Origin of the sequence: Paenibacillus piscarius, from assembly GCF_022234545.1 — a bacterium.
Lineage (GTDB): Bacteria > Bacillota > Bacilli > Paenibacillales > Paenibacillaceae > Paenibacillus_AQ > Paenibacillus_AQ piscarius.
The window spans coordinates 141,719-168,399 of the sequence record NZ_JAIEUI010000003.1; the positions used below are offsets into that span (position 1 = coordinate 141,719).

Sequence of the window (26,681 nt, forward strand, 5' to 3'; positions counted from 1 at the left end):
AACAGCGGCCGGAAGTCCAAAACTTCTCTGGAGCCACGGCTCATCCCAAAACGCAAAAATTCCTTAGCTCAATCTCTTTACACAGAATCAATCCCAATTTCTCAACATCCGTATACAATTCCTGTGCTGGACAGGCTGTAAGCAATATATCGATATCGCGGCAAGAATGGGAGATAGTCAAGGCGGGGGCGGACACGTTAAGTTAGATGAGCGGGAGGGCCGAACGCGGCAGAATCGCAAACGCAGCAGAATCGCAAACGCTGCGTTCATGCACCTCCGGCAGCTGCACATCGATTACGAACAGATGGGGGAGATGACAAGGATGAAAAAAGCTTGGAGAAGGCGGATGCTGTTGGGTGCCAGCCTGTTGCTGGCGATAGGCGGATTGGCAGGCTGCTCGGGCGGCGCGGATGGCAACAAGAATACAGAGGGAGCAGCGGCAGATGAGCCGACACCCATCTCGATCTGGGCGTCGCTGAACACGAATGTCTCAATTACGCTGAAGAATATGAGTGAGATTACGGCGATCAAGGAGTGGGAAAAGAAGACCAACATTAAAACAGAATTCCAGCATCCGGCCGTCGGGGCAGAGACGGAGCAATTCAACGTCATGCTGGCGTCCAATAAGCTGCCGGATGTGATGTTCGTCTATGGCGATTATTCCAAGCTGTACACGGACGGCAGCATCATTAAGCTGAACGACCTGATCGACCAGTACGCACCTAACCTGAAAAAGATTCTGGACGAGAATCCCGAGGTGGCGAAGCAGTTGAAAGCGGATAACGGCGACATCTACGCCATCCCGCATCTGCGGCTGGGCAAATACAAGACCTTCGGCGGCATGTTCATCCGCCAGGATTGGCTGGATGAGCTGAAGCTGGAGCAGCCGGAGACGATTGCAGAATGGGAGACGGTGCTGAAGGCCTTCAAGGAAAAGAAGGGCGTCACCGCCCCTCTCCTGTACGGCGCTCCGCCCAAGCTGACGACGATGGGCCCGGCCGCCGCCAATTTCCTGGAGGCCTACGGCATCACGAATACGATCTTCCTCAAGGACGGCAAGGTGGCGTTCGGACCGGTTGAGCCGGAATTCAAGGAGTTCCTGACCACCTTTCACCGCTGGTATCAGGAGGGGCTGATCGATCCGGACTTCGCCACTAATGATCAGAAGACCTTCGATGCCAAGATTCTAAGCGGCCAGGCCGGGGCCTTCTTCACCTACATCGGCGGCGGCATCGGGCGTTATCTGCCTGCCTTGCAGGAGAAGGAGCCTGAGGCTAACCTTACGGCTGTCCAGTTCCCCGTAGTGCACAAGGGCGATGAGCCGATGTTCACCGGCCGGTCCTGGGAGTGGAGCGGTGCCGGAGCGACGATCACCAAGAGTAACAAGCACCCGGAGGAGACCGTGAAGGCGCTGGATTATTTCTTCAGTGAAGAAGGCCACATGCTGAAGAACTTCGGCGTAGAAGGCGTGACGTACACGATGAAGGACGGGTATCCGACCTACACGGATGAGATTCTGAAGAACCCGGACGGACTGTCGGTGGTTCAGGCGATGGCGAAGCATTTCATTGCCAACTATCCGTTTGTCGGGGAGGATGACGACCGGTACAACCAGCAGTATTACCAGTATCAGCAACAGAAGGATGCGGTAACGCTCTTTTCCAAATATAGTGAGAATACGCTTAAGGTCGGTCTTCCGCCCGTCAGCCTGACTACAGAGGAATCCAGTGAGTACAGCAAAATCATGAGCGACATCACCACCTACCGCGATGAAATGTTCATCAAGTTCGTTATCGGCGCTGAGCCGCTGGAGAACTTCGACAAGTTCACAGCCCAGATCGGCAAGTTCAATGTGAAGCGGGCGATTGAAATTCAGCAGGCGGCGGTTGACCGCTACAACGCAAGATAAATCAGGAGGAAGGCCACCTGCGGAGCGGCAGATTGAGCTTTTTGCCCCGCAGGCTGGTCCTGCAGAAGAAAGGAGGGAGACTTGTGACCTCGAAGTTGTCCCTGGTATGGCTGAATTACAAGCAGAATAAAGTGATCTACTGGATGGCACTCCCCGTGGTTCTGTATTTTCTGGTCTTCAAGTATCTGCCGATGTATGGCGCGGTCATTGTTTTCAAGGAGTATACCGTCGGCAAAGGCATCTGGGGCAGTGAGTGGGTGGGGCTGCAGCATTTCCGTGATTTTTTTCAGAGCTATTATTTCTGGCGGGTGCTCAAAAACACACTGATCCTCAGCTTCTACCAGCTGCTGTTCGGCTTCCCGGCCCCGATCCTGCTGGCGCTGCTGCTCAATGAGCTGAGGCATGAGATATTCAAGCGTACGGTGCAGACGGTCTCTTATATCCCCCACTTTATCTCCCTGGTGGTCATTTGCGGAATGGTGGTCGATTTCTCCGCCCGTGACGGGCTGTTCAATTCGATCATTACGTTCTTCGGCGGGGAGAGCAGCGCGCTGCTGAGTGATCCGGGGAATTTCCGCACGATCTATACGGCCTCCTCCATCTGGCAGGAGCTTGGATTCTCGACCATTATCTATCTGGCGGCGCTCAGCGGAATTAATCCCGAGCTCTACGATGCGTCGATGGTGGACGGGGCCAGCCGGCTGCGCCGGGTGTGGCATATTACCCTGCCGGGGATTATCCCGATGATTGTGATTCTGCTGATTCTCCGCATAGGAGGGCTGATGGAGATCGGCTTCGAGAAGGTGATCCTGCTCTATAACCCGAACGTCTACGATACAGCGGATGTTATCTCCACCTTCGTCTACCGCAAAGGGATCAGCGAGAGTGCAGAGTTCAGCTATACGACGGCCGTCGGCCTGTTCCAGTCGCTGGTCAATTTCATTCTGCTCATCGGCGCCAACCGTCTCTCCAAGGCGGTATCCGACAATAAGCTGTTCTAAGTGGAGGATTCTCATGACGATTAAACGAACAATAGGGGAAAAGCTGTTTGACAGCCTCAACGTGCTGCTCATGGTCCTGCTGATTATCATCACCTTGTATCCGCTGTGGCATGTGCTGAATGCCTCGTTAAGCGACTCTAACCGGCTGATGGCCCACAGCGGGCTGCTGCTGCTCCCGGACGGGTTCAATCTGGACAGCTACAAGCTGGTGCTCAGTAATCCGAGCATTCTCTCCGGCTACCGGAATACGCTGGTGATCGTGGTGCTGGGCACGGCGCTCAATCTGCTTTTTACCATCCTGGGGGCCTATACTCTCTCCCGCAAAAGCTTCATGCTGCGCAATCCGATCATGCTGGCCATTGTGTTCACCATGTTCTTCAACGGCGGCATTATTCCGACTTACCTGCTGATTAACAATACCCTGCATCTCGGGGATAACCTGCTCGCGCTGATTGTGCCGGGGCTGGTCAGCAGTTATAATCTGATCATTATGCGTACAGCCTTTCAGGGAATCTCCGAGAGTCTGCTGGAATCGGCCAGAATTGACGGGGCGGGGGAGCTGCGCATCCTGTGGCGGATTGTGGTGCCTTTATCCATGCCGGTCATTGCGGTTATGATTCTGTTCTACGGGGTGGGCCACTGGAATTCCTGGTTCAGCGCCATCCTGTATATCCGCGACCGTGATTTGTATCCGCTTCAGCTGGTGCTGCGGGAGATTCTGATCCAGAACAGCACGGATTCGATGACCACCTCGGCCGCCATGGGCGATAAGGAAGCGATCGGTGAAAGTGTGAAGTACGCAACGGTGATGGTGGCGACGCTGCCGATTCTGTTTATTTATCCGTTTTTGCAGAAATATTTCGTGAAGGGCGTCATGATCGGCGCAATTAAGGAATAGACCGGAGCCGCACCAGCACTGGACCCACATCATGAACAAGGAGGAGGAGCGCCATGAAAAAGAAAAGCATCCTGCTGTCCTGGAGCCTCTCTTATCTGGTCATCCTGCTCATCCCTATTGCGATCGGGGCTGCTGTATTTGCGGAATCCCGCAATCTGCTGAAGGAAGAGGTGAACCGCTCTAACATGGTGCTGCTGTCCCAGGTGCAGGAGACGATCGACAGCCAGATTCAGGATATCAGCAGCATCAGCAGCCAGCTTATGGCCGACTCCCAGCTCAGCAGCTTCATTAACCATGCGTCCGAGCAGGATGCCAGATGGCGGCTGATGGGGCTGGACCTGATCAAGAACCTCAAATCGATCCGCATCGGGAACGGGCTCATCCGCGAGCTGTATATCTATGTGAAGTCTGCGGATGTGGCGCTGTCCTCCTCCTCGCTGGTGTCCAAGAAGCTGCTGTATGAGATTTATTATGAGGGGACCGGGGTAAGCGGGCCGGAGTGGACCAGGCTGATGGAGGAGTCAGACCAGAGCGCCTTCCGCAAAATGAAAGTCCTCAGCGAGGACCTCCGCATCGAGGAGACATTGGTCTACCTTCAGCCTTATCCGGTTCAGGTGTCGCCGGACAGCCCGGCTACCTTTGTGGTCATGCTCGACCCGGAACGGTTCCAGCAGGCGATTAACAATGTGCGGCTGGAGCCGGAGAGTATTGTATTCATTCTGGACCGTGACGGGCGTACGCTTTTTTCCACAGGCACTGTTGAAACCCCTTACACCATTCAGCAATATTTGCAGCAGAACAAGGACAGCGGAAGACGGACCGGCACAGCCGACTGGAACGGAGAATCCGTGACGGTCTCGCAGATCTCCTCCAAGGTGGAGGACTGGCAGTATGTCTCCGTCGTGCCGACCCGGATCTATGCCAAGAAGCTGATGGTCATCCGCAGCATCACCTTCGCCGGTGTGGCCGCGGTCCTGCTGCTGGGCGGTGTCGCCGCCTGGTGGTTCACCCGGCGGAATTACCGGCCGCTGGGCCGGATTATGAATATTATCTCCGACAAGGTCAAGGGGAAGCTGGAGCAGCCGGATGATGAGTTCGGCATCCTGCAGACGGTGCTGACCCGGGCCTGGGAGGAGCAGGACCAGTTCGCCACGCGGCTCAAGGAGCAGCAGACGATGGTGCGCAGCAGCTTCCTGGCGAGGCTGCTGAAGGGACGGGTACAGCCGGGAGAGGGGCTTGCCGGGGAGATGGAGCGTCTGGGCCTTTCTTTGGAGAGCGATGCCTTTGCGGTCCTGCTGGTACACATAGAGAATTATGAGGGTCTGTTCCGCACACGGGCCCCGGAGGACAAGGAGGAGAAACGCCAGTTCGTCCATCTGATCCTGACCAATGTGCTGGAGGAGCTGCTGGGGCCGGCCGGTCCGGTCTATTCCGCCGAAATGGATGGACGGATCGCGCTGCTGGTCAATCTCCGGGGGGATACGGCGGTGGCCATTCCGCACCTGATCCGGGCGACCGGAGAGGCGCAGCATTTCATCCAGTCCCGCTTCCTGATCTATTTCTCGGTGGGCATCAGCAGTGTCCATACGTCCCTGGCGGATATCGCCGCCTGCTTCCGGGAGTCGGAGGAGGCGCTGGAATACCGGCTGATTCTCGGCATCGGCCAGATCATTGACCAGGACCGCATCCGCCAGCCCAAGGAGGAGCTGTACTATCCGCTCGATCTGGAGCGTCAGCTGGTCAATTATATTGCCACAGGCAACTATGCCCGCGCTACCGAGGTCATGAATGAGATTCTGATGACTAATTTTGCCGGGGAGCCGTTGTCCGTAGAGCTGGCCCGCTGCCTGATGTTCGAGCTGATCGGGACCATGCTGAAGGCTACGGAGCAGATCAAGACCGATGACCAGAAGGAGCTGACCCGGCGCAATGAGCTGATCCGGCGGCTGTTCGCCTGTGAGACCTTCGAGGAGATGGAGACCGAGCTGCTGCAGATTCTGGAGACGGTCTGCCAGATGGTGCATGAACGCAAGCGTTCCCACAACACCGAGCTGAAGGAGCAGCTGCTGGAATTCATTCATGAGAACTACAATGATGTGAATCTGGGGCTAACCCACATCTCGGAACGCTTCCGGTTCCATCCTACGTATGTCTCGAAGTATTTCAAGGAACAGACCGGCACCAATGTCATTGATTATATCAACCAGTACCGGATTGAAGAGGCGAAGCGGATATTACAGGCGGATGATTTGACGGTTCAGGAGGTCTCGGAGCGGGTAGGCTTCCTGAACAGCAATTCCTTCATCCGGGTGTTCAAGAAATATGAGGGGATCACTCCGGGCCAGTATAAACAGGCCAGCCGGCTGATCCAGCAAGATCAAGTATAACAAGGAGGCTATGCTGACATGTGGCAACAAGCGATTGAGGATGCACTTCGCGTAACGAAACGCAATATTACAAGATTCGGGGACCGTTTCCCCCATGTGAGTGCGGGGGATGAGCACTATACGCTGAATGATAATACGGAGTGGACGGCGGGCTTCTGGTCCGGCATCCTCTGGCTGTGCTCCGAGTACAGTGAAGATCCGCTCTACCGCGAGCAGGCGTTAAGCACCGTCCGGAGCTTCCGCCGCCGGATGGACCACAAGATTATTTTCGATCATCATGATATCGGCTTCATGTACTCTTTGTCTTCCAAGGCCCGGTGGATCATCGAACGGGATGAAGGGGCCAGACAGCTTACGCTGGAGGCAGCGGACATGCTGATGAAGCGCTGGCGCGAAGGGCCCGGCCTGATCCAGGCCTGGGGACGGGAGGGCGATGCGGTCAACGGCGGGCGGATCATTATCGACTGTCTGCTCAATCTGCCGCTGCTGCTCTGGGCGCATGAGCAGACCGGCAATGACGCCTACCGGCGGGTGGCCGAGCTTCATGCCCTGAAGTCCCGCCGCTTCCTGGTACGCGGGGATGATTCCAGCTACCACACGTTCTTCTTCGATCCGGTGACCGGAGACGCTATCCGGGGCGGCACCCATCAGGGCTACAGGGACGGGTCGACCTGGACGCGCGGTCAGGCCTGGGGCATCTATGGCTTCGCCCTGATCAGCCGGTATCTGAAGAGCGCGGAGATGCTGGAGACGGCGAAGCGGCTGGGCCGTTACTTCGTGGCCCATCTGCCGGAGGATGGGGTCGCCTATTGGGATTTTGACGTTCCTGTTGAACCGGGAACGAAGCGTGACAGCTCGGCCTCGGCCATTGCCGCCTGCGGGCTGCTGGAGATTGCGGCGCAGCTGGATGCCGGTGACCCGGAGCGCCGCTTCTTCGAGGAGGCGGGGGAGGCGGCGGTGAGAGCGCTGGCGGAGCGTTATTCGACTCATGGCAGCGCTCAGGCTGAGGGTCTGCTGGAGCACGGCGCGTATTCGGCCAGAGCCGGGGATTCGCCGGATGATTACACCATCTGGGGGGATTATTATTATCTGGAGGCGCTGATGCGGCTGGAACGGGGGATACCGGGGTATTGGTATGAGCGGCCAGTGCTATAGATCCCAGCTATGTGGGATGGCGGTTTCCGCGTCCGGACTTGATAATCGGTACATGACCTGTTGGGGTTATGTACCGATTATTGCTTTCGGAGGGGATGGAATGAGAGACAACATAAGCGGGGCAGACAGCCCATGGGAGCAGGCCGACGGAGATCAGTATATACAGAATATCAGCCGCAAAATTCCTGGATACACGCTGCAATATGACTTGATGGATACGCTGCTGACTGCGCGGCTGGACGAGCGGGAGAAGCCGGAGCTGCTGGTCGTGGGAGCAGGCGGGGGACAGGAGATCCTGAAGCTGGGCCTGAGCCACCCGGCCTGGAGCTTCACCGGCCTGGACACCTCAGATAGTATGCTTCAAGCTGCTAAGCAGCGGCTGGAGGCTTCAGGTCTGCTGGGTCTGCCGGGTCTGCCCGACAGAGTGCGGTTGCACCTTACGGAGCTTTCCGCGTGGAGCAGTAATGCGCTGTATGATGCAGCAACCTGTATGCTGGTGCTGCATTTCGTGCAGGGGCGGGAGAACAAGCTGGCGCTGCTCCGCAGCATTGCCGCACGGCTTCAGCCGGGCGCGCCGCTGTGTATGTCCGCCATCTGCGGAGTGCCCGGCTCTCCGGCATGGGAGCTGCAGATGGCAGGCTGGCGGCTGCATATGCTTGGTAATGGGATCGCGGAGGAGGAGTGGCAGACCTTCGAGCAATCGTTCGGGGTCACCTCCCATCCGCTCCCTGCTGCAGAGATAGAGAAGCTGCTGGAGGAGGCCGGGTTCACGGCCATATCCCGGTTCTTCAGCGCTTATCTGATCGACGGCTGGGTGGCGGTGAAGGCGTAGGAACGATAGCAAATGCACATTGTACAACAGAATGCTGTCTAAAAGGCTTCGAAATAGGATCTATTGTATTCCGTACAATTGAATGTTGAAAAAAGACCGCGTTTCAGTCAAATCACAACATTCCAATGTATGAAATACAATAGAATCTCATTTTACGGTCGGCAATGCGTGTTCTATTGCAGGAAATACAATCAGTTACTTGAATTGAAGAGTTCGCCCCGTCACCCCTTCACCGCCGAGCTGGCCACTCCCTCGATAATGTACTTCTGGCCGAGCAGGAAGACGAGGATCATCGGGATGATCCCGGCGGTTGCGGCGGCCATCATGCCGTTGTAATCGACATTGTTCTCCAGGATGAAATTCTGTAGCCCTAGCGGAACGGTGAACAGGTCCTGGTCGATCAGGAAGACGAGCGCGTTCTCATAATCGTTCCAGTGCCAGGAGAAGTCGATAATCGCCAGTGTCGCCAGCGAGGGCTTGGCCATCGGCAGGATAATCCGCGAGAAGATGCGGAAATGGCCGGCACCGTCGATGAAGGCGGCCTCCGAGATTTCATGGGGAACGGAGAGGAAGAACTGCCGCATCATGAACACGCCGAAGATAGTGAACATGCCGGGCAGAATCAGCGCCCAGTGGGTGTTATAGATGCCGGCCCAGTCGAACATGATGAATTTGGGCACGAACAGCACCTGCGGAGGAACCATCATCATCGACAGATAGACCAGGAACATTGTGTTCCGTCCCTTGAACTCAATTCGGGCAAACCCGTAGGCCGCCAAGGCGGACAGGGCGACCGCCCCGATGGTGCTAAGCACAGCGACCTTAAGGGAATTCAGATAGTAAGGCACGAAGCTGCCTTGGCCGGACCACACCTTAATATGATGACTCCAGTTGAAGTGGTCGGGAATCCACTGGATCGGATAGCGGAATACCTCGGATGGGGTTTTGAAGGAGGTGCTGATCATCCAGAGGAAGGGCACAATCATGACGATGCTGAAGAACAGCATGATTAGGGTAGCGATGATTTTGGTAACGGCGGCTTTATTCATATTCTCAGCTCCTTAGTAGTGAACCCAGCGTTTCTGGCCCAGCCATTGAATCACGGTGAAGATCAGAATGATCAGGAACAGGGCCCAGGAGACCGCGGATGCATAGCCCATCTCGTAATAGCGGAAGGCATTCTGATAGATGAACAGAGATAATACGGTGGTGCTGTTGCCGGGACCGCCCTGCGTGATCGCCTGGATGATGCCAAACTGCTTGATCGACATGATCAGCCCGGTAATCAGCAGCAGAAAAGTAGTAGGACTCACCAGCGGCCACAGAATGCTGCGGACCGTCTGCCAGGTGCGGGCACCGTCGATGGTGGCTGCCTCCAGCAGCTCGCCGGATACTTCCTGTAAGGCGGCGAGGTAGATAATCATGTTATAGCCGAGCATGAACCAGATCCAGATGATATCAATCGCATACATGGACGTATCCATCGTGGACAGCCAGCCGGGAGGATTGTCGATGCCCATAGAGCGGAGAATGCCGTTAACCGGCCCGTTATTCGGGTGAAACAGCAGCATCCAGACGAAGGCTACGGCTACGCCGCTGGTAATGTAGGGCATGAAGTACAGGGCGCGGAGCAGCTTTTTGAGATAGACGGAACGATTCAGGATGACTGCCACCAGGAACGCCAGCCCAATCGATATGGGCACAGAGACCAGGAACAGCAGCGTGTTCTTGATGGCAATATAGAAGACCTCATCCCCCAGCATCCGCCGGATATTCGCCAGCCCGATGAACTTGGTATTGGGATTCATAAACTTGTAATCTGTAAACATGAGATAGAACGAATACATAGCCGGTATGATAAAAAACAGCATCACGCCAATCATATTGGGCCCGATAAACAGATAGCCCAGCAGCTGCTGGCGCCGCATCCAGGTTGCCTTCACAGTAGCCCACTCCTTCAGGTCTTAATAAGTACATTACAAGCATAGCAAGCGTCCTTCAGGGCGATAAGGAACAAAACCCCCCACTTCATGGCACAGAAATATACAATTACACAAGCGGCGGCAGGCGCTCCGGTCTTAGTTATGTTCTATCCGTGTGCAGACCAAAAAGCGGCATTCCCGTAAGGAATGCCGCTAGAATAGCTGTATGGACAGCAGACTATAGGCTCAGGCGATCCGGCTTCTCCCGCTGCTGATGTCGGTATTGGCTGGGCGTCTGCGCGGTCAGGCGCTTGAAGATCTTGATGAAGTAGTTATCGCTCACGAAGCCGACCCGGTTGCCGATCTCATAGACCGGCAGATCGGAGCCGGTCAGGAGCCGGATCGCTTGATCTACCCTTACACGGTGCAGATAGTGGATCAGGGTGTGGCCGGTTTTCTTTTTGAACAGGGTACTGACATAATTCTCGGCCATCATGACATACTGGGACATCGACTTCACGGTAATATCCTCAGCGTAGTGTTCATGCAGATAGTGGAGGATCTTCTGGATCTCCGGGTGGCTCGTAATCTCTTCATGGGCCGGCGGTGGCGGGGTGGATTCCTGAGGGCTGTCCGGTTCAACCTTGCGGTTCTTCTCCAGCTCGCCGCTGATCTTGCGCAGCGTGTCCCGGAGTGAATTCACGCTCATCGACAGCTTTAGAATATAATTGGACGCCCCGTATTCCATGGCCTGCCGCACATTCTCGAAGTCATTCATACAGGTCAGCATGACGAAGCGGGAATCAATCCCCTCCTCACGGGTTCTGCGCAGCAGCTCGACGCCATCCATCTCCGGCATGACGATATCCGAAATCACCAGATCGGGCGCATCCTCGCGGATCATCTCCAGCGCCTCTGCCCCGTTGCCCGCTTCTCCGCTGACCGTGAAGCCAAGCTCTTCCCAGGCGATAATCTCGCGGACACTTTCCCGTACGAATACCTCATCTTCCACGAGCAGTACCTTCCACATGTGTAATCCCTCCCGTAGTTATGCGTCTCAAGCCGGATGTTCGTTGCCGTAAGGTGTGGACAGGAGCAGCGGCAGCATCAAGCGGACCGTAACGCCTTCGCTGGTAGAGAGCACCTCAAGCTGCCCCTCTTCCCGGAACAACAGCCGCAGCCGCTCCTGAATATTACTCAGCCCGATGCCCGGACGCTTACGCGGAGCCTTGGTGCCTCCGGTCTGCTCCATGCCTACGCCGTTGTCCCTGATCTCCACAATCAGCCGGTGCTCTTCGCGGCGGACGTTCAGCTCAATCAGGCCGTGGCCGGGCAGCCTGCTGATTCCGTGAATAATGGCGTTCTCCACGAGCGGCTGTAGACTGAGCTTCGGCACCAGCGCATACAGAATGTCCTCGTCATATGTGAAGGTACAGTCGAATTTGTGGGCGTAACGGACCTGCTGAATATGGACATAGGCTTCGACAAGCCCGATTTCATCTTTGAGATGGATCAGATCCTTATCGGTATTTAGACTGGCCTCCAGCAGCTTGCCGAGCGACAGGGTCATGTTCGTAATATCCTCATTCTGCTCGCGGATGGCGATCCATTTGATCGTATTCAGCGTGTTCAGCAGGAAGTGGGGATTCGTCTGGGCCAGCAGCATCTGAAAATGCACCGCCTCCTTCTGCCGCTCCTCCGCCTTCAGCTTCTGAATCAGCAGATTGGTGTCGTCCAGCATCGTATTGAAGGTCCGGGTCAGCTCTAGAATCTCCCCGCTGAACTTGTGCTCCGGCAGGCGGATCTTCAGGTTCTTTTGCACCGCCGCCTTCATCTTGTTCTGCAGATGGGACAAGGGCCGCGTAATGGTCGTAGCAATCACGAAGGTCATCATCAGGAAGATGCTCGTCAGCACCAGGAACGTAAGGAAGTACTGCTGCTTCAGCCCCTCAATCTCCACGAACAGCACCGACAGCGGAATCCGGTTGACGATATACCAGTCCAGCGACTCCACATAGATATAATTAATCAGGGCGTTCGAGTCCTTGTCGATAAAATACTGCTGTCCCGGCTGCCCGGCGAAGCCTGCCTTCACCTTGTCAGATAGCTGGCTGCCCGGAACCGACTGGGAGATATCCTCTCCAGAGCGGGTAATCAGGAAATACTGCTGCTCCAGGTCGGACTGCTTGTGGATGGAGCGCAGCCAGTACGTATAATCAATGCTGATCCGGGCCATGCCGTACGGCTGGTTCCGGGCATCCTCCAGATAGGCGTATAAGGACAGCAGGTAGGCACTGGTAGAGACATCGCGCAGTACGTAGTTCGTATCATTAGGCACCCAGTGATAGGAGTTGTTATCCATCTGCTTCCGGTCGAATCCTGGATTGGCCCGCAGTTTGGAGTAGACCAGTGAATCTTTAGGCGGGTATGAGGTGTATGCGCTTTCAGTCAAGTCCAGAATCATGAAGTAGACCGAAGGATTATACAGGAAGAAGCTGTTGTTCAGGTTCTTGAAAATATTCTCCATCAGCCGCTTATTCTCCAGCTCATTCCGCTGCTCAGGATGGAGAAGTACGGACTTCACCGTGTCATCCTGCTTCAGGAACAGCAGTGTCTTGAAGGCGATGCTGATCTGGTCCTCCAGCGTGCGGTACATCTGCTCCAGCTGATAGTGGCTCTGCTGGCTGATTTTCTTCTGGACCAGCGTCTCAATACGCTGATAGTTATAGACATTCAGTGCGCCGAACGGCAGCAGAATCAGGCACACAAACGCAGCGAACAGCCGGTATTTCAACTTCTGGGGGATCAGCATACGCAGCAGCTGTGACACAGGGAAGCACCTCCAAGCCTGACTGAACCTGCCCGGTCCGGGCCAGTTGATATGCTAGATTATAGCATAATCCCTCCGCCGGATTGGCGATATTTCAAATTGCATGGTTTTGTTCCAGCGGGCACGGGAGGATGGCGAAAATGCATAGTTTTGTTCTATTCGGGGGGCTTGACAGCGCAAGAAGGCGAAGCGGATGGTTATCCGCTCCGCCTGGTAAGGGACCTCATGGAGTATGCAGGGGCATAAGACGTCAGTTCAAACGAATGATGTTGTACTTCAGCGCAAGCAGAAGAAACACGCCAGCCAGGAGCATGACTCCCGCCGATACTAATCCGCCTATAATGATGGTCCTGTCAAAGGATCTGAAGCTTCTGAGCATTTTCATTCCTCCTCTGTAAAGAAGTCCCTCCTCCCTGATTATAAGCGATCTGCCAGTATGAGCGGTAATGAGGGTCCCTGGATGCTTGTGCCGGCTATGTTTGTGGATTGACGGACTGATGGTTCGGCGGACTGATGGACTGGCGAATCGACAGACCGACAGACTGGCGGACTCACAGGCTCTTATTTGCCGAAAAAGTCAGCTTTATGCCGGTGTGCGGACTCAGAGGCCGTTATATCCCTCCAGGTAACCGGAAATGAGGGGGAAAATGGTAGTTAAGCGCATCTGAGTCCGCGTAGCCTCCAAAATAGCGCGTTTTGCCCAAATAAGCGCATCCCAGTCCGCAAGCACACTCAAGAAACTCAAGCAAACTGCATTTCTCTATTTCTTCGCCTTCTCCGTTATCTTCGCTATCTCCCTCCGAGCCGCTACTTCTTCTGCTTCAGATACTCGTTATGCCGCGCTGCCATGGCCTGCAGAGTCTGGTCGAGCGACTGCGAGCCGAGGAAGTATTTCTCGTACTCCTGTGAGCGCAGGTCCATTACTTCTTGCGGCAGGCTGCGGACATAGGTCGGCGTCTTGTTGTCGAACATGACGTACATCAGGGAATCCAGATCATAGGTGTCGCCTTTATCGCCGATGAGGCTCTTGAGCGCATCCTCCTGATTGGCATCCTTGGACGCCGGGAGTCTTCCGCCCTCTGCCATCGGGGCCATGCCGCCATCGGAATACCACTTGAGGAATTCCCAGGCCGCTTCCTGCTTCTTGGACTTGGCGTTGATGGAGATGTAATCGCCGAGGCCCCCGCGGGTTACGTAGTCACCGGCAGCTTCTGCGAGCCGGGGTACCGGTGCGAAGGCGATTTTGAAATCACGCGGGAAGTCGGTGAAGTTATTCGAGCTGCGCAGCAGCCACGCCCCGATATTGAGCATCGGCACCTCTCCGCTGAGGAATACCTGCTCTACCGGCATTTTGGAGGTCAACTGTTCGCCGAGCGGCGGTGTAGTCTTATCCTCCTGCATCATCCCGTTCAGCGTCTCCAGCCATTGTCTGACCAGCGGATGATCCAGATTGGAGGTGCCATCCGGCTTCGTGTAGCCGTCCTGTGACAGTACGGAGTCTAGAGGGTCCACGAAGGGCTCCATATTCTGAATAAAACCATACGAATCGCCGTTCTTCAGCTTCTTCGCATACTCGCGCAGCTCATCCCAGGTCCATTCCTTCGGAACCGGCAGGCCGGCCTTGTCCAGGGCGTCTTTGTTCAGGGCGACGAAATAGGAGCTTTTGGTCGTCGGAACGCCGTAGAACTTGCCGTCAATCTTCCAGCTCGCAGTGTCCGCACCCATCTTCTCTTCAATGTTGTAATCGGTGAAGGTGCTGAGGTCCAACGCCAGTCCCGACTCCACCCGCTTGGCGGTATGGGAGAGCGTATAGTTCACGAACAAATCCACATCCTGGCCGGTAATCATCGCCGTGTCCAGCTTCAGATTGCCGTCATCATCATTAACATAGCGTACATATTCCACCTGAATATCGGGGTGTTCTTTATTCCAGTTGTCCACGACCTGCTGCGGACCGGATTCCGGCGGGACGCCGCCCCACATTTTGAGCGTTACCGGCGCATTCTTGCCTGTGGCAGAGTTTCCGTTGCCCGCTGAAGATGTATTGCTGCTGTTCCCGCAGCCTGCGGCCAATCCCATGATCAGCACGAGTGAAGTGATTCCGGCGATAACACGGCTCTTATTCAAAAGCGACAACCTCCCTGTGTGTATACTGTATAAGCTTGCAACTCAAGAATAACAGATGGCCGGAAGCGTCAGAAGGAACAAAAAACAGGAGAATATGGAACATAACTTTACAATTCACTCCCCGGATTAGGGTAAGAACGGCGATAGTGCAGGGAATCGTTCTATTGTGTAAAAACACAATCATGTCAGTTCATGTTTTTCTTTTTACCCAAAATACAGCGGAAGCCTGTATGTTATGATTCTTCACATAAGAGAACCATACCAGACAGGAGCGATGAGAGATGATTATTGGCATACCGAAGGAGATCAAAAACAATGAAAACCGGGTAGCAATTACTCCGGCAGGTGTAGTGAGTCTGACAGCCGAAGGCCACAAGGTACTTGTTGAAGCGGGAGCCGGTGTAGGCAGCGGATTTCCGGATCAAGAGTATGCCGCAGCCGGGGCGGAATTGGTTGCAGAAGCTGCCGCCGTGTGGACAGCCGCTGAAATGGTAATGAAGGTGAAGGAGCCGCTGTCCAGCGAATATGGCTACTTCCGTCCGGGTCTGATTCTCTTCACGTATCTGCATCTGGCTCCAGAGCCGGCCCTTGCTGCCGCCCTCAAAGACAAAGGCGTGTTCGCCATTGGCTACGAGACAGTAGTGGATGGACGCACCCTGCCGCTGCTCACCCCGATGAGCGAGGTAGCCGGACGTATGGCTGTACAGCTTGGTGCCCAATTCCTGCAAAAAAACTACGGCGGACAGGGCATCCTGCTCTCCGGTGTTCCCGGAGTAAGCCGCGGCAAGGTCAGCATTATCGGCGGCGGCGTGGTCGGCACCAACGCGGCGAAGATGGCCATCGGCCTCGGCGCTGAGGTGACCATTATCGACCTGAGCGCCGACCGGCTCCGCCAGCTCGACGATATTTTCGGTGCGCAGATCAGCACCCTGATCTCCAATCCGTACAACATCGCCAAAGCGGTTGCCGAAGCGGACCTGCTGGTTGGAGCTGTTCTGATCCCAGGTGCCAAGGCGCCCAAGCTGGTGACCGAAGCCATGGTGCAGACGATGAAGCCGGGCTCCGTCATTGTCGATGTGGCGATTGACCAGGGCGGGATTGTGGAGACGATTGACCGGGTGACCACGCACGATAACCCTGTTTTCGAGAAGCATGGGGTACTGCACTACTCGGTAGCTAATATGCCGGGCGCAGTGGCCAAGACCTCGACCATCGCCCTAACCAACGTCACCGTTCCATATGCCCTGCAAATTGCCAACAAAGGCGTGTTCCAGGCGATCGAAGACGATGCCGGCCTGAAGAGCGGCGTCAACGTAGCCAACGGCAAAATCACCTGCCAGGCCGTAGCCGAAGCGCTTGGGGAAGAATACTTCACGGTTGAAGCTGCTGTAGAGCAGGAGTTTACGCTGATCTAACTATAGACAGAAAAGTCGGCTAGAGCAGACGGGCAACAAAAAAGACAGAGATGGAGTCCGGTGAGCGATCACCGGGCTTTTTTATGGTGAGCGGGCCGAATGTAATCGGAAAACCGATCACAATGGACACTTCGAGGGTGAGTGGGCCGAATGTAATCGGAAAACCGATCACAATGAGCACTTCAAGGGTGAGCGGGCCGAATGTAATCGGAAAACCGATCACAATGGACACTTCGAGGGTGAGCGGGCCGAATGTAATCGGAAAACCGATCACAATGGGCACTTCAAGGGTGCGCGGGCCGAATATAATCGGAAAACCGATCACAATGGGCACGTCGAGGGTGAGCGGGCCGGCCACACGATCCATGTAAGCTATCGCTCCACACCCGTTTGCTTTTGACGCAAATTCTTCATGGGATGTCAGGTTTCCTCCACAAATCTGGTGTGTTCCTATAGGCAACCGGCAGGCGGCGTACTATAATGTAATCACTTATTCTGCTATTTATAGGCTGAGGTGGGAGCATTGGCACAAACAGAGCCATCATTTGACCGTTTTTTTGACAGTATGGAATCCCTGGCGGATACGATAAGTGAATCGCTCCAGTCCCAGGTGACGATTGAGGACAGCAACCATCATGTGATCGGGTACAGCTCCCATCAGACGGAGAGCGATCCGGCGCGGATCTCGACCATCATTGGCAAAAAGGTGCCGAACACCGTTATCATCGGACTGCGCAAAAAGGGAGTTATGCATGAGCTGGAGAGCAGCAGCCATCCGATCCGCATCCCTGCGGTGATGGAGGTTGGGCTGGGCCCGCGGCTGGCCATGTGCATCAAGCACCAGCAGGAGATTCTGGGCTATATCTGGGTGGTGGACCGGGGCAATCTTACCGCAGGGCAGGCGGAGGAGATTGTGGAGAAGGCTGCCGGTATTGCCGGGCGGTATCTGCTGAAGCAGCGCGGCTGGAAGACGAAGCAGGAGAAGGCTCTGGAGGACTTCTTCTGGAAGCTGCTGACCTCGCATTATGACAGCGAAGTCCGAATCCGCCAGGAGGCGGAGGCCGGATCGGTCCTGCTGCCGCAGAGCTATTACATCGGGGTGCTGGAGAGCAGCGGGCCGGTGGATGAGCATTTCCTGCAGAGCTTCCGCCGGGTGATGGACACCTATAGCGGGCAGCGGCTGCTGTTCCAGACGGCCGAGCAGAACCGGCTGATTATCCTGTTCTCCTCCGTATTTCCGGTGGAAGGAACGGAGCGTCTGGCCTCATTCCTGCACGGGCTGCTCCGGGATCTGGGCCAGAGAGAAACGGGCACACTTACCGCAGGCTGTAGTTCTGAATACCAGGAATATACCTCAGCGGCGGCTGCGTACCGGGAAGGGCTACAGATTCTCGATATGAAGCGACTCCTCCCTTATCATACACGTGAGCTGCTGCTCTATGAGGAGATCGGGTTCTGGGCTTATCTTCCGGCTATTCTGGAGCAGAAGCGGAGCCGGACCCGCAGCAGCAGTCTGCTCTATCCGCTGAAGGAGCACGACCGTGAGCATAAAAGCGATTTGCTGAGGACCCTCGCCGTATACCTGTCGCTGGACGGTAATCTGAAGGAATCGGCCGCTTTTCTCCATATTCATACCAACACCCTGATGTACCGCCTGAACCGGATTGCCGAGATTACAGGCAGGAGCCTCAAGGAGACCGGTTACCGCACCTCCGTCTATCTGGATCTTCTGACCGAGGAGACCGCACAGGTGAACCTATGGTTTCAGGAGGTTGTCGGGTTCAAAGTGTAGCTAATGTTTCCGGGCGATCCGAAACGCATTGTTTGCCTGTTCAAAGCCGATTTGAGGATAAAAGGACAAGGCCTCTTCGGAAGACAAGAGTACGATAGATACTTGGTCTCCTAAGGTCTTCTGAAGGAGCTGCACCAGATCCTTACCGATATTTCTCTTCTGGTACTCTTTGACAACGGCCAAGTCTGAGAGATAACAGCAGTAGCAATAATCGGTGATGGCCCGTGCTACTCCTACGACCCGGTCCCCATCCCAGCAGCTAATTAGGACATCGGCTTGATCGATCATCTTCCCCATGCGCTCTAAATCGTTATAAGGACGCTTCAGCCCCGATAATCTAAATACCTCAGCCAGTTGTTCAGGCAGCAGCGGTTCGTTGACTTTGAATTCCAATGCCATAATAACACTCCTTTAACAATCATTTTACCTATTCTAAACTATAAATGAGTACAATTGGATAAAGAAATTTCTGCATAAAACAATGCCGATCACCCGGACTTTTCCGGATGATCGGCATTGTTTTTCTTGCTGTGCAGTACGTTCTACCCCTCCCGGGGGAACAATTATTTGGATGCTGCAGTCATTACTCTTGCTTGTTCATTGTTTTTCAGAACGTCTACGATTCTGCCGAAGCCGCTTCCTTTTTTAACCTCTTTGAAATTGCCTACTGGGATCATACGGGATCACCTCCTTTCAAATGTCATTCGTGCTTACCATTGCAGCTTTAAATACTTAGATAAACGGGCCATGTCTGCGGTATACAGATTCTCCTTCCGCCCATTCCGTTCCCTGACCTCTGCGAACTCGGCAAACTTTTGATACAGCCTGTTGGTGTACCGGTTAGTGGCTAAAGCGTAGAAATACAAGGATTGCCCTTCAGGGTAGTCCTCCCGGACAGATGTGACCATATCCCGCAGACCTGTGTAAAAGAACCGGCTGCTGCGGAGCTCCTTGGCCAGAATAGCCGAGTCAATGAATGCGGACTCGAATTCCGGGTCCCAGTGATATTGGAGTAATCCAATCAGCCGTCCCTCCGAATCCAGGTAGAGAAGAAACTGTGAATCGGATATTGTGCTGATCAGGTACAGCAGCCCGTCCTGCAGTATATAATCGTCGTCGAAGTCGCGGCAGTTCTTCAGATAGAACCGCGACAGTTCTGCATAGTCCCGGTCCCCGGAGCAGCGCCTCACCTCATAGCTGATCATACTCGCGTCTCCTTTTACTCAAACTGACATACCACATGGGCCCTCTTATTGAGATAGTCCTGCAGCTGTTTCATATAGACCCGGTAACCGTCCAGCGGACCTTCTGGCTGTTGAGCGGCAGCTACCGGTTCTGCGAACTTACAGAACAGCCTCCGGGTGCGTGCATTTCCTGATGCCCAGAAGCGGATTTCCTGAATATTCTCTTCCTGGCCGGCCAGGCGGTTTGTCAGGAAGCGAAGCCCCTCGTAGAACCGGCGGGTTGACCGGGAGGAATCGGCAAGATAGGCCACCTGGATTTGAATAATGTCCCGGTCCTCATAATTGTGTTCACCCGTACCGTGAATATAGCTGAGTGCCCCGCAGACCTCATCGTTCCCGTCATAACACAGAATGGCGGTACCGCCCATGAGGAGCGGACTAGCCAGGTAACTCAGGGAGACAGCGAAGGAATAGGGTAAGTTCAGTTCATCATAGCGGGCAAGCAGAAAGTCTATGTACCGGTGCTCCTGGAGCATGGTGCGGCAGACTGAGAAATGACCGCTCTTCGGCATGACGATCTTCCTTTCAGATTACAGTACTATTTTCCTGTTTTTTCGCTGTTGTGCTCCATTTTACATAGACATGTTTAAGCTTCGTTTAAGTTTTAGCGAAATTTTGAATGTTTTTGTCGGCAGCTGTCAGGGACAGTTGCTATAATAGTGGTAAATTACCTACATAGTAACCGGGGGTTGGCATAGAACATGCCTGTTCAGGCTGACAGCAGGAAAAAGCGGCGATTCATATGGTTGGCGGGGGCTGCACTTTTGGCTGCTGCTATTCTTCTTATGGCGCTGGCCAAGATGTTGACCGGGGAGGATCAGTTGAAGCATTCCGTTCCCGCAGCAGCTGTTCTTAAGAACGGCACCGCAGATCTATCCCATTGGGATACCGCACAGAACTCTATCATTCTACTGGACGGGGAGTGGGAATTGTACTGGAAGGAGCTGCTTGCGCCGGAGGACTTGGTGGCACAGGGCGTAGCGGCCCCTGCCTGGGTGCAGGTTCCCAAGCCGTGGACGGAGTATACGCTGCATGGAGAATCCTTACCTAATGAGGGATATGCAACCTACCGTCTGCGCCTGTTATTACCGGAAGCCTGGTCCCGTACCCATGAGACTCTCGGAATCTATCCTAAAAGTATCGCGTCGGCTTATCGGATCTGGATTAACGGCTCCCCTAAAGGGGGGAACGGGACGGTTGGGACCGGAATAGACAGCACGACTCCCAAAAGCTATCCCCAAACGATCTATTTCGAATCGGTCGCAGGATGGAATGAGATTATCATTCAGGTTGCCAACTTTCATCAGCGGAACAACGGGATCTGGCAGGGGGTGGAGCTTGGGACTGCCGAGGCAGTTTCAAGGCTGCGTACCTCGCGCGTAGCGGCACAAATTTTTGTGATTGGTATTTTTTTTATGATGTCATTGTATTATTTCCTTGTTTATTTCAATCGCAAAAAGGAAGTTTCTGCGCTTCTGTTTGGCGGGCTTTGTATGTTTGTGGGCATTCGGACGGTCGTGCTGGGGGAATCCACTGCGCTGTATTTCTTGCCGGGCCTGCCTTGGGAGTGGGCTGTTAAGGCCGAGTACCTTTCGATCTCAATGGTAGCACTGACTCTTATTTTCTTTGTGAACCGTGAATATCCCGCAGAGTCTATATCCTGGATGCCCGCAGCGGCGGGTGTAGTGCTCTCTTCGTTTATGCTGTTATTTGTGACGACATCCGCAAGGATTTATACATATTATTTATCCCTCTTTATCTGGGGAGTACTGTTTCCGGTTCTCATGTATACCCTGTATGTCTATATCTGTTCTGTGGTCAGGCGGAGAAAGGGTTCTGTAATCACAGCGGTCGGTTTTTTGTTCTTCACTATGTTTGCACTGAATGACATGCTGTTCTACAGCGGCATTCTGCCAACCGAGGATTTGTTGTCCATTGGACTGCTGGCTTTCCTCATGACTCAGGCCTTGAATTTGTCAGCACGCTTTTCCAGGGCGATCGAAGAGCGGGAACAGCTGTCAGAACAGCTGATGATGACAAACCGCTCCCTGGAACACACGGTGGCAGAACGGACACGTTCACTGCAAAAGAGCAATGCCAGTCTACAGGAGGCCAATCAGCGGATGGCAGATCTTGAAGCCTTCCGCGTCCGTCTGCTCTCCAATATTTCTCATGAGCTGAGCACGCCTATCACATCCATCAAGGGCTTTGCCAAGGGGCTGCGTGACGGAATCATTACGGACGAAGCTCCCAAGTATGCGAACCGGATCTACGAGCGCTCCATCCTGCTGGAGCGGATGATCCATGATCTGGTCGAGTTGACCAAGCTGGAGACCAATCAGGTAAGGTTTCAAATGCAGGACCTTCCGGCGATTTCATTTTTCCGTGAGCTGTTTCTCAAGTATGAGTGGGAGATTCAGAGCAAGGGGGTCGAGTGTCATATTGTTCTTCCGGAAGAGTCCGGCTGTCACCTCTGCGTTGTTTCCGGCGATCCGGTTCGCCTGGAGCAGGTGCTCTCCAATCTGATATCGAATGCTCTAAGATTTACAGAGGCAGGCGGGAGCATTACCCTGCGTCTGAGCCTGAAGAGTATGCTGCAGGATGACCGGCAGCCCCGGGCTGTGATTGGTGTTGAGGACACGGGTACCGGGATTGAGTATGAGCTCCATGAACAGATTTTTGAGCGGTTCACCCAGGTGAAGCAGCCAGCGTCGAAGCATCAAGGCTCCGGCCTGGGGCTTGCAATCTGCAGAGAAATTATTCATTACCATCACGGAGCAATTCATGTCAGAAGCGAGCCGGGAGCAGGCGCTGAATTCTATTTTGAGCTTCCGGTTAATGTTAAGGAGAGGGGCCCGGAGCATTGATACCAGAGGCATATAAAGATATTTTAATTGTTGAGGATGATGGAGATATCTCAGATCTGGTCTCGATTTATCTGCGTAATCAGCATTTCCGCACCAGGACGGCGGGCACCGTACAGGAGGCATCCAGGCTTCTTGCGGCGAAACGTCCAGACCTCGTTATTTGTGACATTATGCTGCCTGACGGAGATGGAAGAGATTGGGTGGGGAACTGGAAAGGCAGCTCGGACATTCCGGTCATCTTTCTGAGCAGCCGAAAGGAAGCCGAGGATATCATTTCGGGGCTGGAGCTAAGTGAGGATTACATCACCAAGCCCTTTGATCCGGATGTGATGGTAGCCAGAGTGAAGGCAAGCTTAAGGAGGCCGGTTGTTCCAGCCGCTGGGGCTGAAGACCGGGAGAGGGTATGGAGTGACGGACGGCTGCAGCTATTTTTCGACAGGTGGCAGGTCCGGTTGAATGGGGAGCCCCTGAATCTGCCTGCGAAGGAGCTTCAGCTTCTGCTTCATCTGGCTGCTCATCCGGGCCGGGTGTTCGGTGTGGAGCAGCTGTTTGAGAAGATCTGGGGACTGGACAGCCGCAGCGACGCCCGGACCGTTATGGTGCACATCCATCAACTGCGGCGCAAGATTGAGGATGATTCCGGAAAAGCACGGTATATTGAGACCGTACGGGGAATCGGGTACCGGTTTTTGTCACAGTGAGCCCGGGAGCATGACCAGAGTACGGGGTATGGCTGCTCAATCTATAATATTTTTTTACTTTCAGGTTGTAATATGTCCTCTGTAATTCACTTTATATAGTGAAGGAGTGTGATAACCATGAAGAATGTGCTATATGTACCGCTCGATGACCGGCCTGTCAATCTGGATGATGTGATCGTACAGGGGAGAGCGGCAGGGATTCATGTGATTACCCCGGAGGCAGCCTGCATCAAGAACCGTCTCGACTCGCAAAAGACTTCGTCCGGCACGGTCCTGCTGACCACCTCCTCACCGGTCTATGGGGATACTGCAGCAATCCGGCAATTTGTTCTGGACCATGCAGCATCGGCTGACGGCTTTATTCTCTCGGCGGACATGCTGGCCTACGGAGGATTGATCGGGAGCCGCCGTCTCCGTGAGGATGCGGGAGGCACTTACCCGGCCTATGACGCTGAAACTACAGATCTGCTGGACGTGATCCGCGAGGTGAAAGAGGCCTACCCGGACAAGCCGGTGTATGTAATGGACACGGTGATGAGGCTGGCAACTACATCGTTTGCCGAAGGGCTGGACTTGGCAGCGTACACGGAATCGCGGAATTTCATGCTGCAGCCGCGGAGAAGCTTCACGGAGTTTGCGGATATTCTCGCAGGATATAATCTTTCGCCCACGGGTGACTACGGCAATCCGGCCACTTTTGACAAAGAACAGTATTACAATGCCAGACGGCATAAATTTAAAACGAACCGTTATCTTCTGGAGCAGCTGGCGCAGGCGGGATGTATTGATTTCCTCGCTATAGGTGTCGATGATGCCAGTACCCAGGGCGTGCAAATTAACGAGATTTACTATGTGGAAGCGCGTATTAATGAATGGCTTGGCGGCATTGACGGGCAGAGTCCTGACAAAGCTATCATTCTCCCGGATGCAGACGGACTGGGACAGTCCTTGCTGGCGCGGATGGCGAACCAGCTCTACCGGAATGGGGCATCGACCAGGTATACTGTTGAATATTTCGGACCGCATGGCTCGACCCTGACGAGTCCGTATGAATATATGAATGTGCATCAGAACATCCTGCGCCATCTGGATATTGTGGGGGGAGAGGCGGTGGGTGACGCACGACAGGTGGAGATTATCGCCATTACCGCTGCGGACCAGGCGCTGGCTGCGGTTAACCGCATAGAGGATAACAATTCCCGCTGTGTACCGACGCTAGTGATCGACTGTGTCGGCGCAGGCGCAGCGGATGCGAACGTCACTGAGGCCTTGCTGGACAGCCGGCTGACCGGAAGTCTGCTGGGATACAGCGGCTGGAACACGCCGGGCAACAAAATCGGACTCGCTCTGGGCATGGCCCAGGCCCGGTATGCCTTTGTGGTTACGGAGACCGCTCCGGCGGCGCTGGATGCTGCGGTTAATGCCCACGGGTCGCTGCTCTTCAAACGCTTCCTTAAGGACTACTTCTACAAAAGGCTGGCCATCGGTGAAATCCGGACCTACTCCAGAGCCCATTCGTTATATGAGAATACCGCCGCCTTTGCAGATCAGAATATGCTGCTGTTTAACAGTCCCGAGGATTATTCGTATCTCCAAGACCTGCTGAGAGAGCGGATGCAGGCACACACAGACACCCTTTTCTGCAAAAATGCCTTCTTGAGCAGCGGCGCTGCATCAGCTTCAGCTATCCGCCAGATTGGCGGGGGCGGCTGGTCACTCTCGCAATATACCAGTGCAGCACTGCCGTACGATGATCCGGATTATCTGTGGGGGCGTGCGTTTGAAATTACTTTGAAGCCTAATGTAACCTTACAATAATAGACGGCTCCCCGCGGATGACTTGGCGGGGGGCCTTATTTGCATGCTGTACCCATCTCCTGCGCACCAATATGGGGCCCGACACGTACAATAACCTATATTTCATGACAAGAGGATGAAAGGGGACGGTAGAATGGGATATGGATATATGGCTCCTGCAGATCCGGCATTTGAGAGCAGAATGCGCGGGGAGATCATCGCGGCAGCCCGGGCAATGAATGTGGGAGGGACGGATTTCTCAACGTTCGAGAACTCCCGCTGCAATCCAATGTATTGGAACCGTACGGCTAATGGAGGGTTTGAGCTTAAAGCTAATGTCACGCCTTCGGCAGCGATCAACGATATTTTTGTAAATGGGCAGCTGTATGCCTTTGAATGTGCGATGGCGATGGTCATGATTCTATACCGTGCTACGATCAGCATGATCGGGGAGGCTGCGTTCAACCGCTATTTCACGGATCTGTTCTTATGGGACTGGAACTATGACAGCAATCTGAAGCTGATTACCACCTTCAACCAGTCCGAGCTGCGGCCGGGCGATGTGGTCTATTTCAAGAACCCCGACCATGATCCCTCTAAGCCGGAGTGGCAGGGGGAGAACGCGATTATGCTGTCGAATGACAGCTTTTACGGGCACGGGCTGGGGATTAAGAGCGCTGCGCAGATGATTACTTCACTCAACAGGGAGCGGGTGCCGGGCAGCCGGACTTCGGCTTATCTCACGGATGAGGGGCTTCACCCCGACTTCGCCTATATCGCTTCCCTCGGGAACTCGCGCTTAGGTCCTCCGGCAGCCGCCAAAAACAATCCCAAATCCGCCATCTACACCCGGATTGGAGTCAGATCCTATATTACCCGCTAGAGGAGGGACTGCCTTTCTGTTCATCTCTAGCCAGGCCCCTTGCGGCAAGCCGGACACCTGCACCCGGCTGCTGCGGAGGGGTCTTTATGTGTTGTCTCCTATTTTTACAGGATATGTGCCGGATTGGAGCTGTAATGCACACACCGGGAGCAAATGGAAGAATATTACTATATAAACCAATCTATCTGCTGCCAGCTTCCATTCAGTCACCAGATAGATTCAGTAGAGAAGGGGTGGATTGGTAGATAGTCAAAATCTGCGATAAGGGAGACAGAGCAATGAGCTTATTAACAACAGGACCACTGGAGAACAATCCGGTTGGAGGGGTAAGACCCACCACGCAGGTGACGGTAAGAGTTGATAACCGCAGTGCGACCACGGCTTCTACATTACTGATACAAGGCTTCTATATGGCAGGCGGCGTAAGAAATCTGTATGTTGACCAGTCGCTGAATGTAGCTGCTAACCAATCGGTCACCAACACGTATTTTGCAGATTTGGATGCATTTGAGTTTATGTTTATGACCCCGGCTGTGACAAATGATCCGATTCAGATCTCGGTATGGGGCAAGAGCAGCACCGGACAGCTCGTAACCGCTCACCGGCTGGTATCCGCTGAGCTGATGGGTGATACCGGTGGTACAGGGGCAACGGGCGCAACGGGTGCGACCGGGGCGACCGGGGCTGGAGTGACGGGAGCGACCGGGGCGACCGGGGCAACGGGAGCTGGAGTGACGGGTGCGACCGGTGTGACCGGGGCAACGGGAGCTGGAGTGACGGGTGCGACCGGGCCGACTGGGGCAACGGGAGCAGGAGTGACGGGTGCGACCGGGGCGACCGGGGCAACGGGAGCCGGAGTGACGGGTGCGACCGGGCCGACAGGAGCGACCGGGGCTGGAGTGACGGGAGCGACCGGTGTGA

At 54.6% G+C, this 26,681-nt stretch carries 22 protein-coding genes and 1 pseudogene; 13 read left to right on the plus strand and 10 right to left on the minus strand.

Annotated elements, in window-relative coordinates:
- The first annotated feature begins 322 nt into the window (after positions 1-322).
- The 6 genes from K1558_RS06635 (at position 323) to K1558_RS06660 (ending at position 8,182) form a co-directional block, all read left to right on the plus strand.
- Positions 323-1,909: an extracellular solute-binding protein gene (locus tag K1558_RS06635; RefSeq protein ID WP_238650611.1), complete on the plus strand. Its 1,587-nt coding sequence runs from the start codon at positions 323-325 to the stop codon at positions 1,907-1,909.
- Between the two features lie 83 nt (positions 1,910-1,992).
- Complete coding sequence (locus K1558_RS06640; protein WP_238650612.1) at positions 1,993-2,910, plus strand: ABC transporter permease; 918 nt, start codon at positions 1,993-1,995, stop codon at positions 2,908-2,910.
- Positions 2,911-2,923: 13 nt separating this feature from the next.
- The gene (locus tag K1558_RS06645) at positions 2,924-3,808 is read left to right on the plus strand and encodes a carbohydrate ABC transporter permease (RefSeq protein WP_238650613.1); all 885 of its coding nucleotides are present in this window, start codon (positions 2,924-2,926) and stop codon (positions 3,806-3,808) included.
- Positions 3,809-3,861: 53 nt separating this feature from the next.
- Entirely contained in the window at positions 3,862-6,195 is a 2,334-nt protein-coding gene (locus K1558_RS06650) for a helix-turn-helix domain-containing protein (RefSeq protein ID WP_238650614.1), read from the plus strand.
- An 18-nt stretch (positions 6,196-6,213) separates the two neighbouring features.
- Entirely contained in the window at positions 6,214-7,350 is a 1,137-nt protein-coding gene (locus tag K1558_RS06655) for a glycoside hydrolase family 88 protein (RefSeq protein ID WP_238650615.1), read from the plus strand.
- A 100-nt stretch (positions 7,351-7,450) separates the two neighbouring features.
- Complete coding sequence (locus K1558_RS06660; protein ID WP_238650616.1) at positions 7,451-8,182, plus strand: class I SAM-dependent methyltransferase; 732 nt, start codon at positions 7,451-7,453, stop codon at positions 8,180-8,182.
- A 221-nt stretch (positions 8,183-8,403) separates the two neighbouring features.
- Here the strand turns inward: K1558_RS06660 and K1558_RS06665 are convergent, their stop codons facing one another.
- The 6 genes from K1558_RS06665 to K1558_RS06685 all read right to left on the minus strand — a co-directional run bounded on the left by K1558_RS06665 (position 8,404) and on the right by K1558_RS06685 (position 15,061).
- On the minus strand, positions 8,404-9,231 hold the full coding sequence (locus tag K1558_RS06665; RefSeq protein WP_238650617.1) for a carbohydrate ABC transporter permease: 828 nt from the start codon (positions 9,229-9,231) through the stop codon (positions 8,404-8,406).
- Between the two features lie 12 nt (positions 9,232-9,243).
- Entirely contained in the window at positions 9,244-10,125 is an 882-nt protein-coding gene (locus K1558_RS06670) for a carbohydrate ABC transporter permease (protein WP_238650618.1), read from the minus strand.
- Between the two features lie 217 nt (positions 10,126-10,342).
- Positions 10,343-11,134 carry a response regulator gene (locus K1558_RS06675; protein ID WP_238650619.1) on the minus strand — a complete coding sequence of 264 codons (792 nt, stop codon included), beginning with the start codon at positions 11,132-11,134 and terminating at the stop codon, positions 10,343-10,345.
- Between the two features lie 27 nt (positions 11,135-11,161).
- On the minus strand, positions 11,162-12,934 hold the full coding sequence (locus K1558_RS06680) for a sensor histidine kinase (protein ID WP_238650620.1): 1,773 nt from the start codon (positions 12,932-12,934) through the stop codon (positions 11,162-11,164).
- Between the two features lie 250 nt (positions 12,935-13,184).
- Positions 13,185-13,313: a hypothetical protein gene (locus K1558_RS32710; protein ID WP_274528444.1), complete on the minus strand. Its 129-nt coding sequence runs from the start codon at positions 13,311-13,313 to the stop codon at positions 13,185-13,187.
- A gap of 428 nt (positions 13,314-13,741) precedes the next feature.
- Positions 13,742-15,061 (minus strand): ABC transporter substrate-binding protein, encoded by a 1,320-nt coding sequence (locus tag K1558_RS06685; protein WP_238650621.1) that lies wholly within the window; start codon positions 15,059-15,061, stop codon positions 13,742-13,744.
- 281 nt (positions 15,062-15,342) lie between these two features.
- Here K1558_RS06685 and ald point away from each other — a divergent pair, with 281 nt between their 5' ends.
- Complete coding sequence (gene ald / locus K1558_RS06690; RefSeq protein WP_238650622.1) at positions 15,343-16,476, plus strand: alanine dehydrogenase; 1,134 nt, start codon at positions 15,343-15,345, stop codon at positions 16,474-16,476.
- Positions 16,477-16,495: 19 nt separating this feature from the next.
- On the opposite strand, the gene K1558_RS06695 is transcribed toward ald, so the two are convergent.
- Positions 16,496-16,843: a hypothetical protein gene (locus K1558_RS06695; protein WP_238650623.1), complete on the minus strand. Its 348-nt coding sequence runs from the start codon at positions 16,841-16,843 to the stop codon at positions 16,496-16,498.
- Between the two features lie 156 nt (positions 16,844-16,999).
- Between K1558_RS06695 and K1558_RS06700 the strand changes: the two genes are divergently transcribed.
- Positions 17,000-18,268, plus strand: coding sequence for a PucR family transcriptional regulator (locus tag K1558_RS06700; protein ID WP_238650624.1), 1,269 nt, complete (start codon positions 17,000-17,002; stop codon positions 18,266-18,268).
- On the opposite strand, the gene K1558_RS06705 is transcribed toward K1558_RS06700, so the two are convergent.
- The 3 genes from K1558_RS06705 to K1558_RS06715 all read right to left on the minus strand — a co-directional run bounded on the left by K1558_RS06705 (position 18,269) and on the right by K1558_RS06715 (position 20,024).
- The gene (locus K1558_RS06705; RefSeq protein WP_238650625.1) at positions 18,269-18,667 is read right to left on the minus strand and encodes a GNAT family N-acetyltransferase; all 399 of its coding nucleotides are present in this window, start codon (positions 18,665-18,667) and stop codon (positions 18,269-18,271) included.
- A 311-nt stretch (positions 18,668-18,978) separates the two neighbouring features.
- Entirely contained in the window at positions 18,979-19,473 is a 495-nt protein-coding gene (locus K1558_RS06710; RefSeq protein WP_238650626.1) for a hypothetical protein, read from the minus strand.
- 14 nt (positions 19,474-19,487) lie between these two features.
- Positions 19,488-20,024 carry a hypothetical protein gene (locus tag K1558_RS06715; protein WP_238650627.1) on the minus strand — a complete coding sequence of 179 codons (537 nt, stop codon included), beginning with the start codon at positions 20,022-20,024 and terminating at the stop codon, positions 19,488-19,490.
- Positions 20,025-20,276: 252 nt separating this feature from the next.
- On the opposite strand from K1558_RS06715, the gene K1558_RS06720 reads away from it, so the two are divergent.
- From K1558_RS06720 to K1558_RS06740, 5 genes and pseudogenes are all read left to right on the plus strand, one after another.
- Entirely contained in the window at positions 20,277-22,379 is a 2,103-nt protein-coding gene (locus tag K1558_RS06720) for a sensor histidine kinase (RefSeq protein ID WP_238650628.1), read from the plus strand.
- Entirely contained in the window at positions 22,376-23,080 is a 705-nt protein-coding gene (locus K1558_RS06725; RefSeq protein ID WP_238650629.1) for a response regulator transcription factor, read from the plus strand. The genes K1558_RS06720 and K1558_RS06725 overlap by 4 nt, the downstream gene beginning before the upstream one ends.
- A 117-nt stretch (positions 23,081-23,197) precedes the next feature.
- Positions 23,198-24,898, plus strand: coding sequence for a DUF4127 family protein (locus tag K1558_RS06730; protein WP_238650630.1), 1,701 nt, complete (start codon positions 23,198-23,200; stop codon positions 24,896-24,898).
- 133 nt (positions 24,899-25,031) lie between these two features.
- A complete protein-coding gene (locus K1558_RS06735; protein ID WP_238650631.1) occupies positions 25,032-25,760 on the plus strand; it encodes a protein-glutamine gamma-glutamyltransferase in 729 nt (242 codons plus the stop codon).
- Positions 25,761-26,038: 278 nt separating this feature from the next.
- Positions 26,039-26,681: pseudogene (locus K1558_RS06740) on the plus strand (YVTN family beta-propeller repeat-containing protein); the annotation flags it as partial.

What these genes read in the sequence shown, in the direction of transcription:
- K1558_RS06635 (WP_238650611.1), top strand. Translation starts at nt 323, where the DNA reads ATGAAAAAAGCTTGGAGAAGGCGGATGCTGTTGGGTGCCAGCCTGTTG.
- K1558_RS06645 (WP_238650613.1), top strand. Translation starts at nt 2,924, where the DNA reads ATGACGATTAAACGAACAATAGGGGAAAAGCTGTTTGACAGCCTCAAC.
- K1558_RS06650 (WP_238650614.1), top strand. Translation starts at nt 3,862, where the DNA reads ATGAAAAAGAAAAGCATCCTGCTGTCCTGGAGCCTCTCTTATCTGGTC.
- K1558_RS06655 (WP_238650615.1), top strand. Translation starts at nt 6,214, where the DNA reads ATGTGGCAACAAGCGATTGAGGATGCACTTCGCGTAACGAAACGCAAT.
- K1558_RS06660 (WP_238650616.1), top strand. Translation starts at nt 7,451, where the DNA reads ATGAGAGACAACATAAGCGGGGCAGACAGCCCATGGGAGCAGGCCGAC.
- K1558_RS06665 (WP_238650617.1), bottom strand. Translation starts at nt 9,231, where the DNA reads ATGAATAAAGCCGCCGTTACCAAAATCATCGCTACCCTAATCATGCTG.
- K1558_RS06675 (WP_238650619.1), bottom strand. Translation starts at nt 11,134, where the DNA reads ATGTGGAAGGTACTGCTCGTGGAAGATGAGGTATTCGTACGGGAAAGT.
- K1558_RS32710 (WP_274528444.1), bottom strand. Translation starts at nt 13,313, where the DNA reads ATGCTCAGAAGCTTCAGATCCTTTGACAGGACCATCATTATAGGCGGA.
- ald (WP_238650622.1), top strand. Translation starts at nt 15,343, where the DNA reads ATGATTATTGGCATACCGAAGGAGATCAAAAACAATGAAAACCGGGTA.
- K1558_RS06695 (WP_238650623.1), bottom strand. Translation starts at nt 16,843, where the DNA reads ATGGATCGTGTGGCCGGCCCGCTCACCCTCGACGTGCCCATTGTGATC.
- K1558_RS06705 (WP_238650625.1), bottom strand. Translation starts at nt 18,667, where the DNA reads ATGGCATTGGAATTCAAAGTCAACGAACCGCTGCTGCCTGAACAACTG.
- K1558_RS06710 (WP_238650626.1), bottom strand. Translation starts at nt 19,473, where the DNA reads ATGATCAGCTATGAGGTGAGGCGCTGCTCCGGGGACCGGGACTATGCA.
- K1558_RS06715 (WP_238650627.1), bottom strand. Translation starts at nt 20,024, where the DNA reads ATGCCGAAGAGCGGTCATTTCTCAGTCTGCCGCACCATGCTCCAGGAG.
- K1558_RS06730 (WP_238650630.1), top strand. Translation starts at nt 23,198, where the DNA reads ATGAAGAATGTGCTATATGTACCGCTCGATGACCGGCCTGTCAATCTG.
- K1558_RS06735 (WP_238650631.1), top strand. Translation starts at nt 25,032, where the DNA reads ATGGGATATGGATATATGGCTCCTGCAGATCCGGCATTTGAGAGCAGA.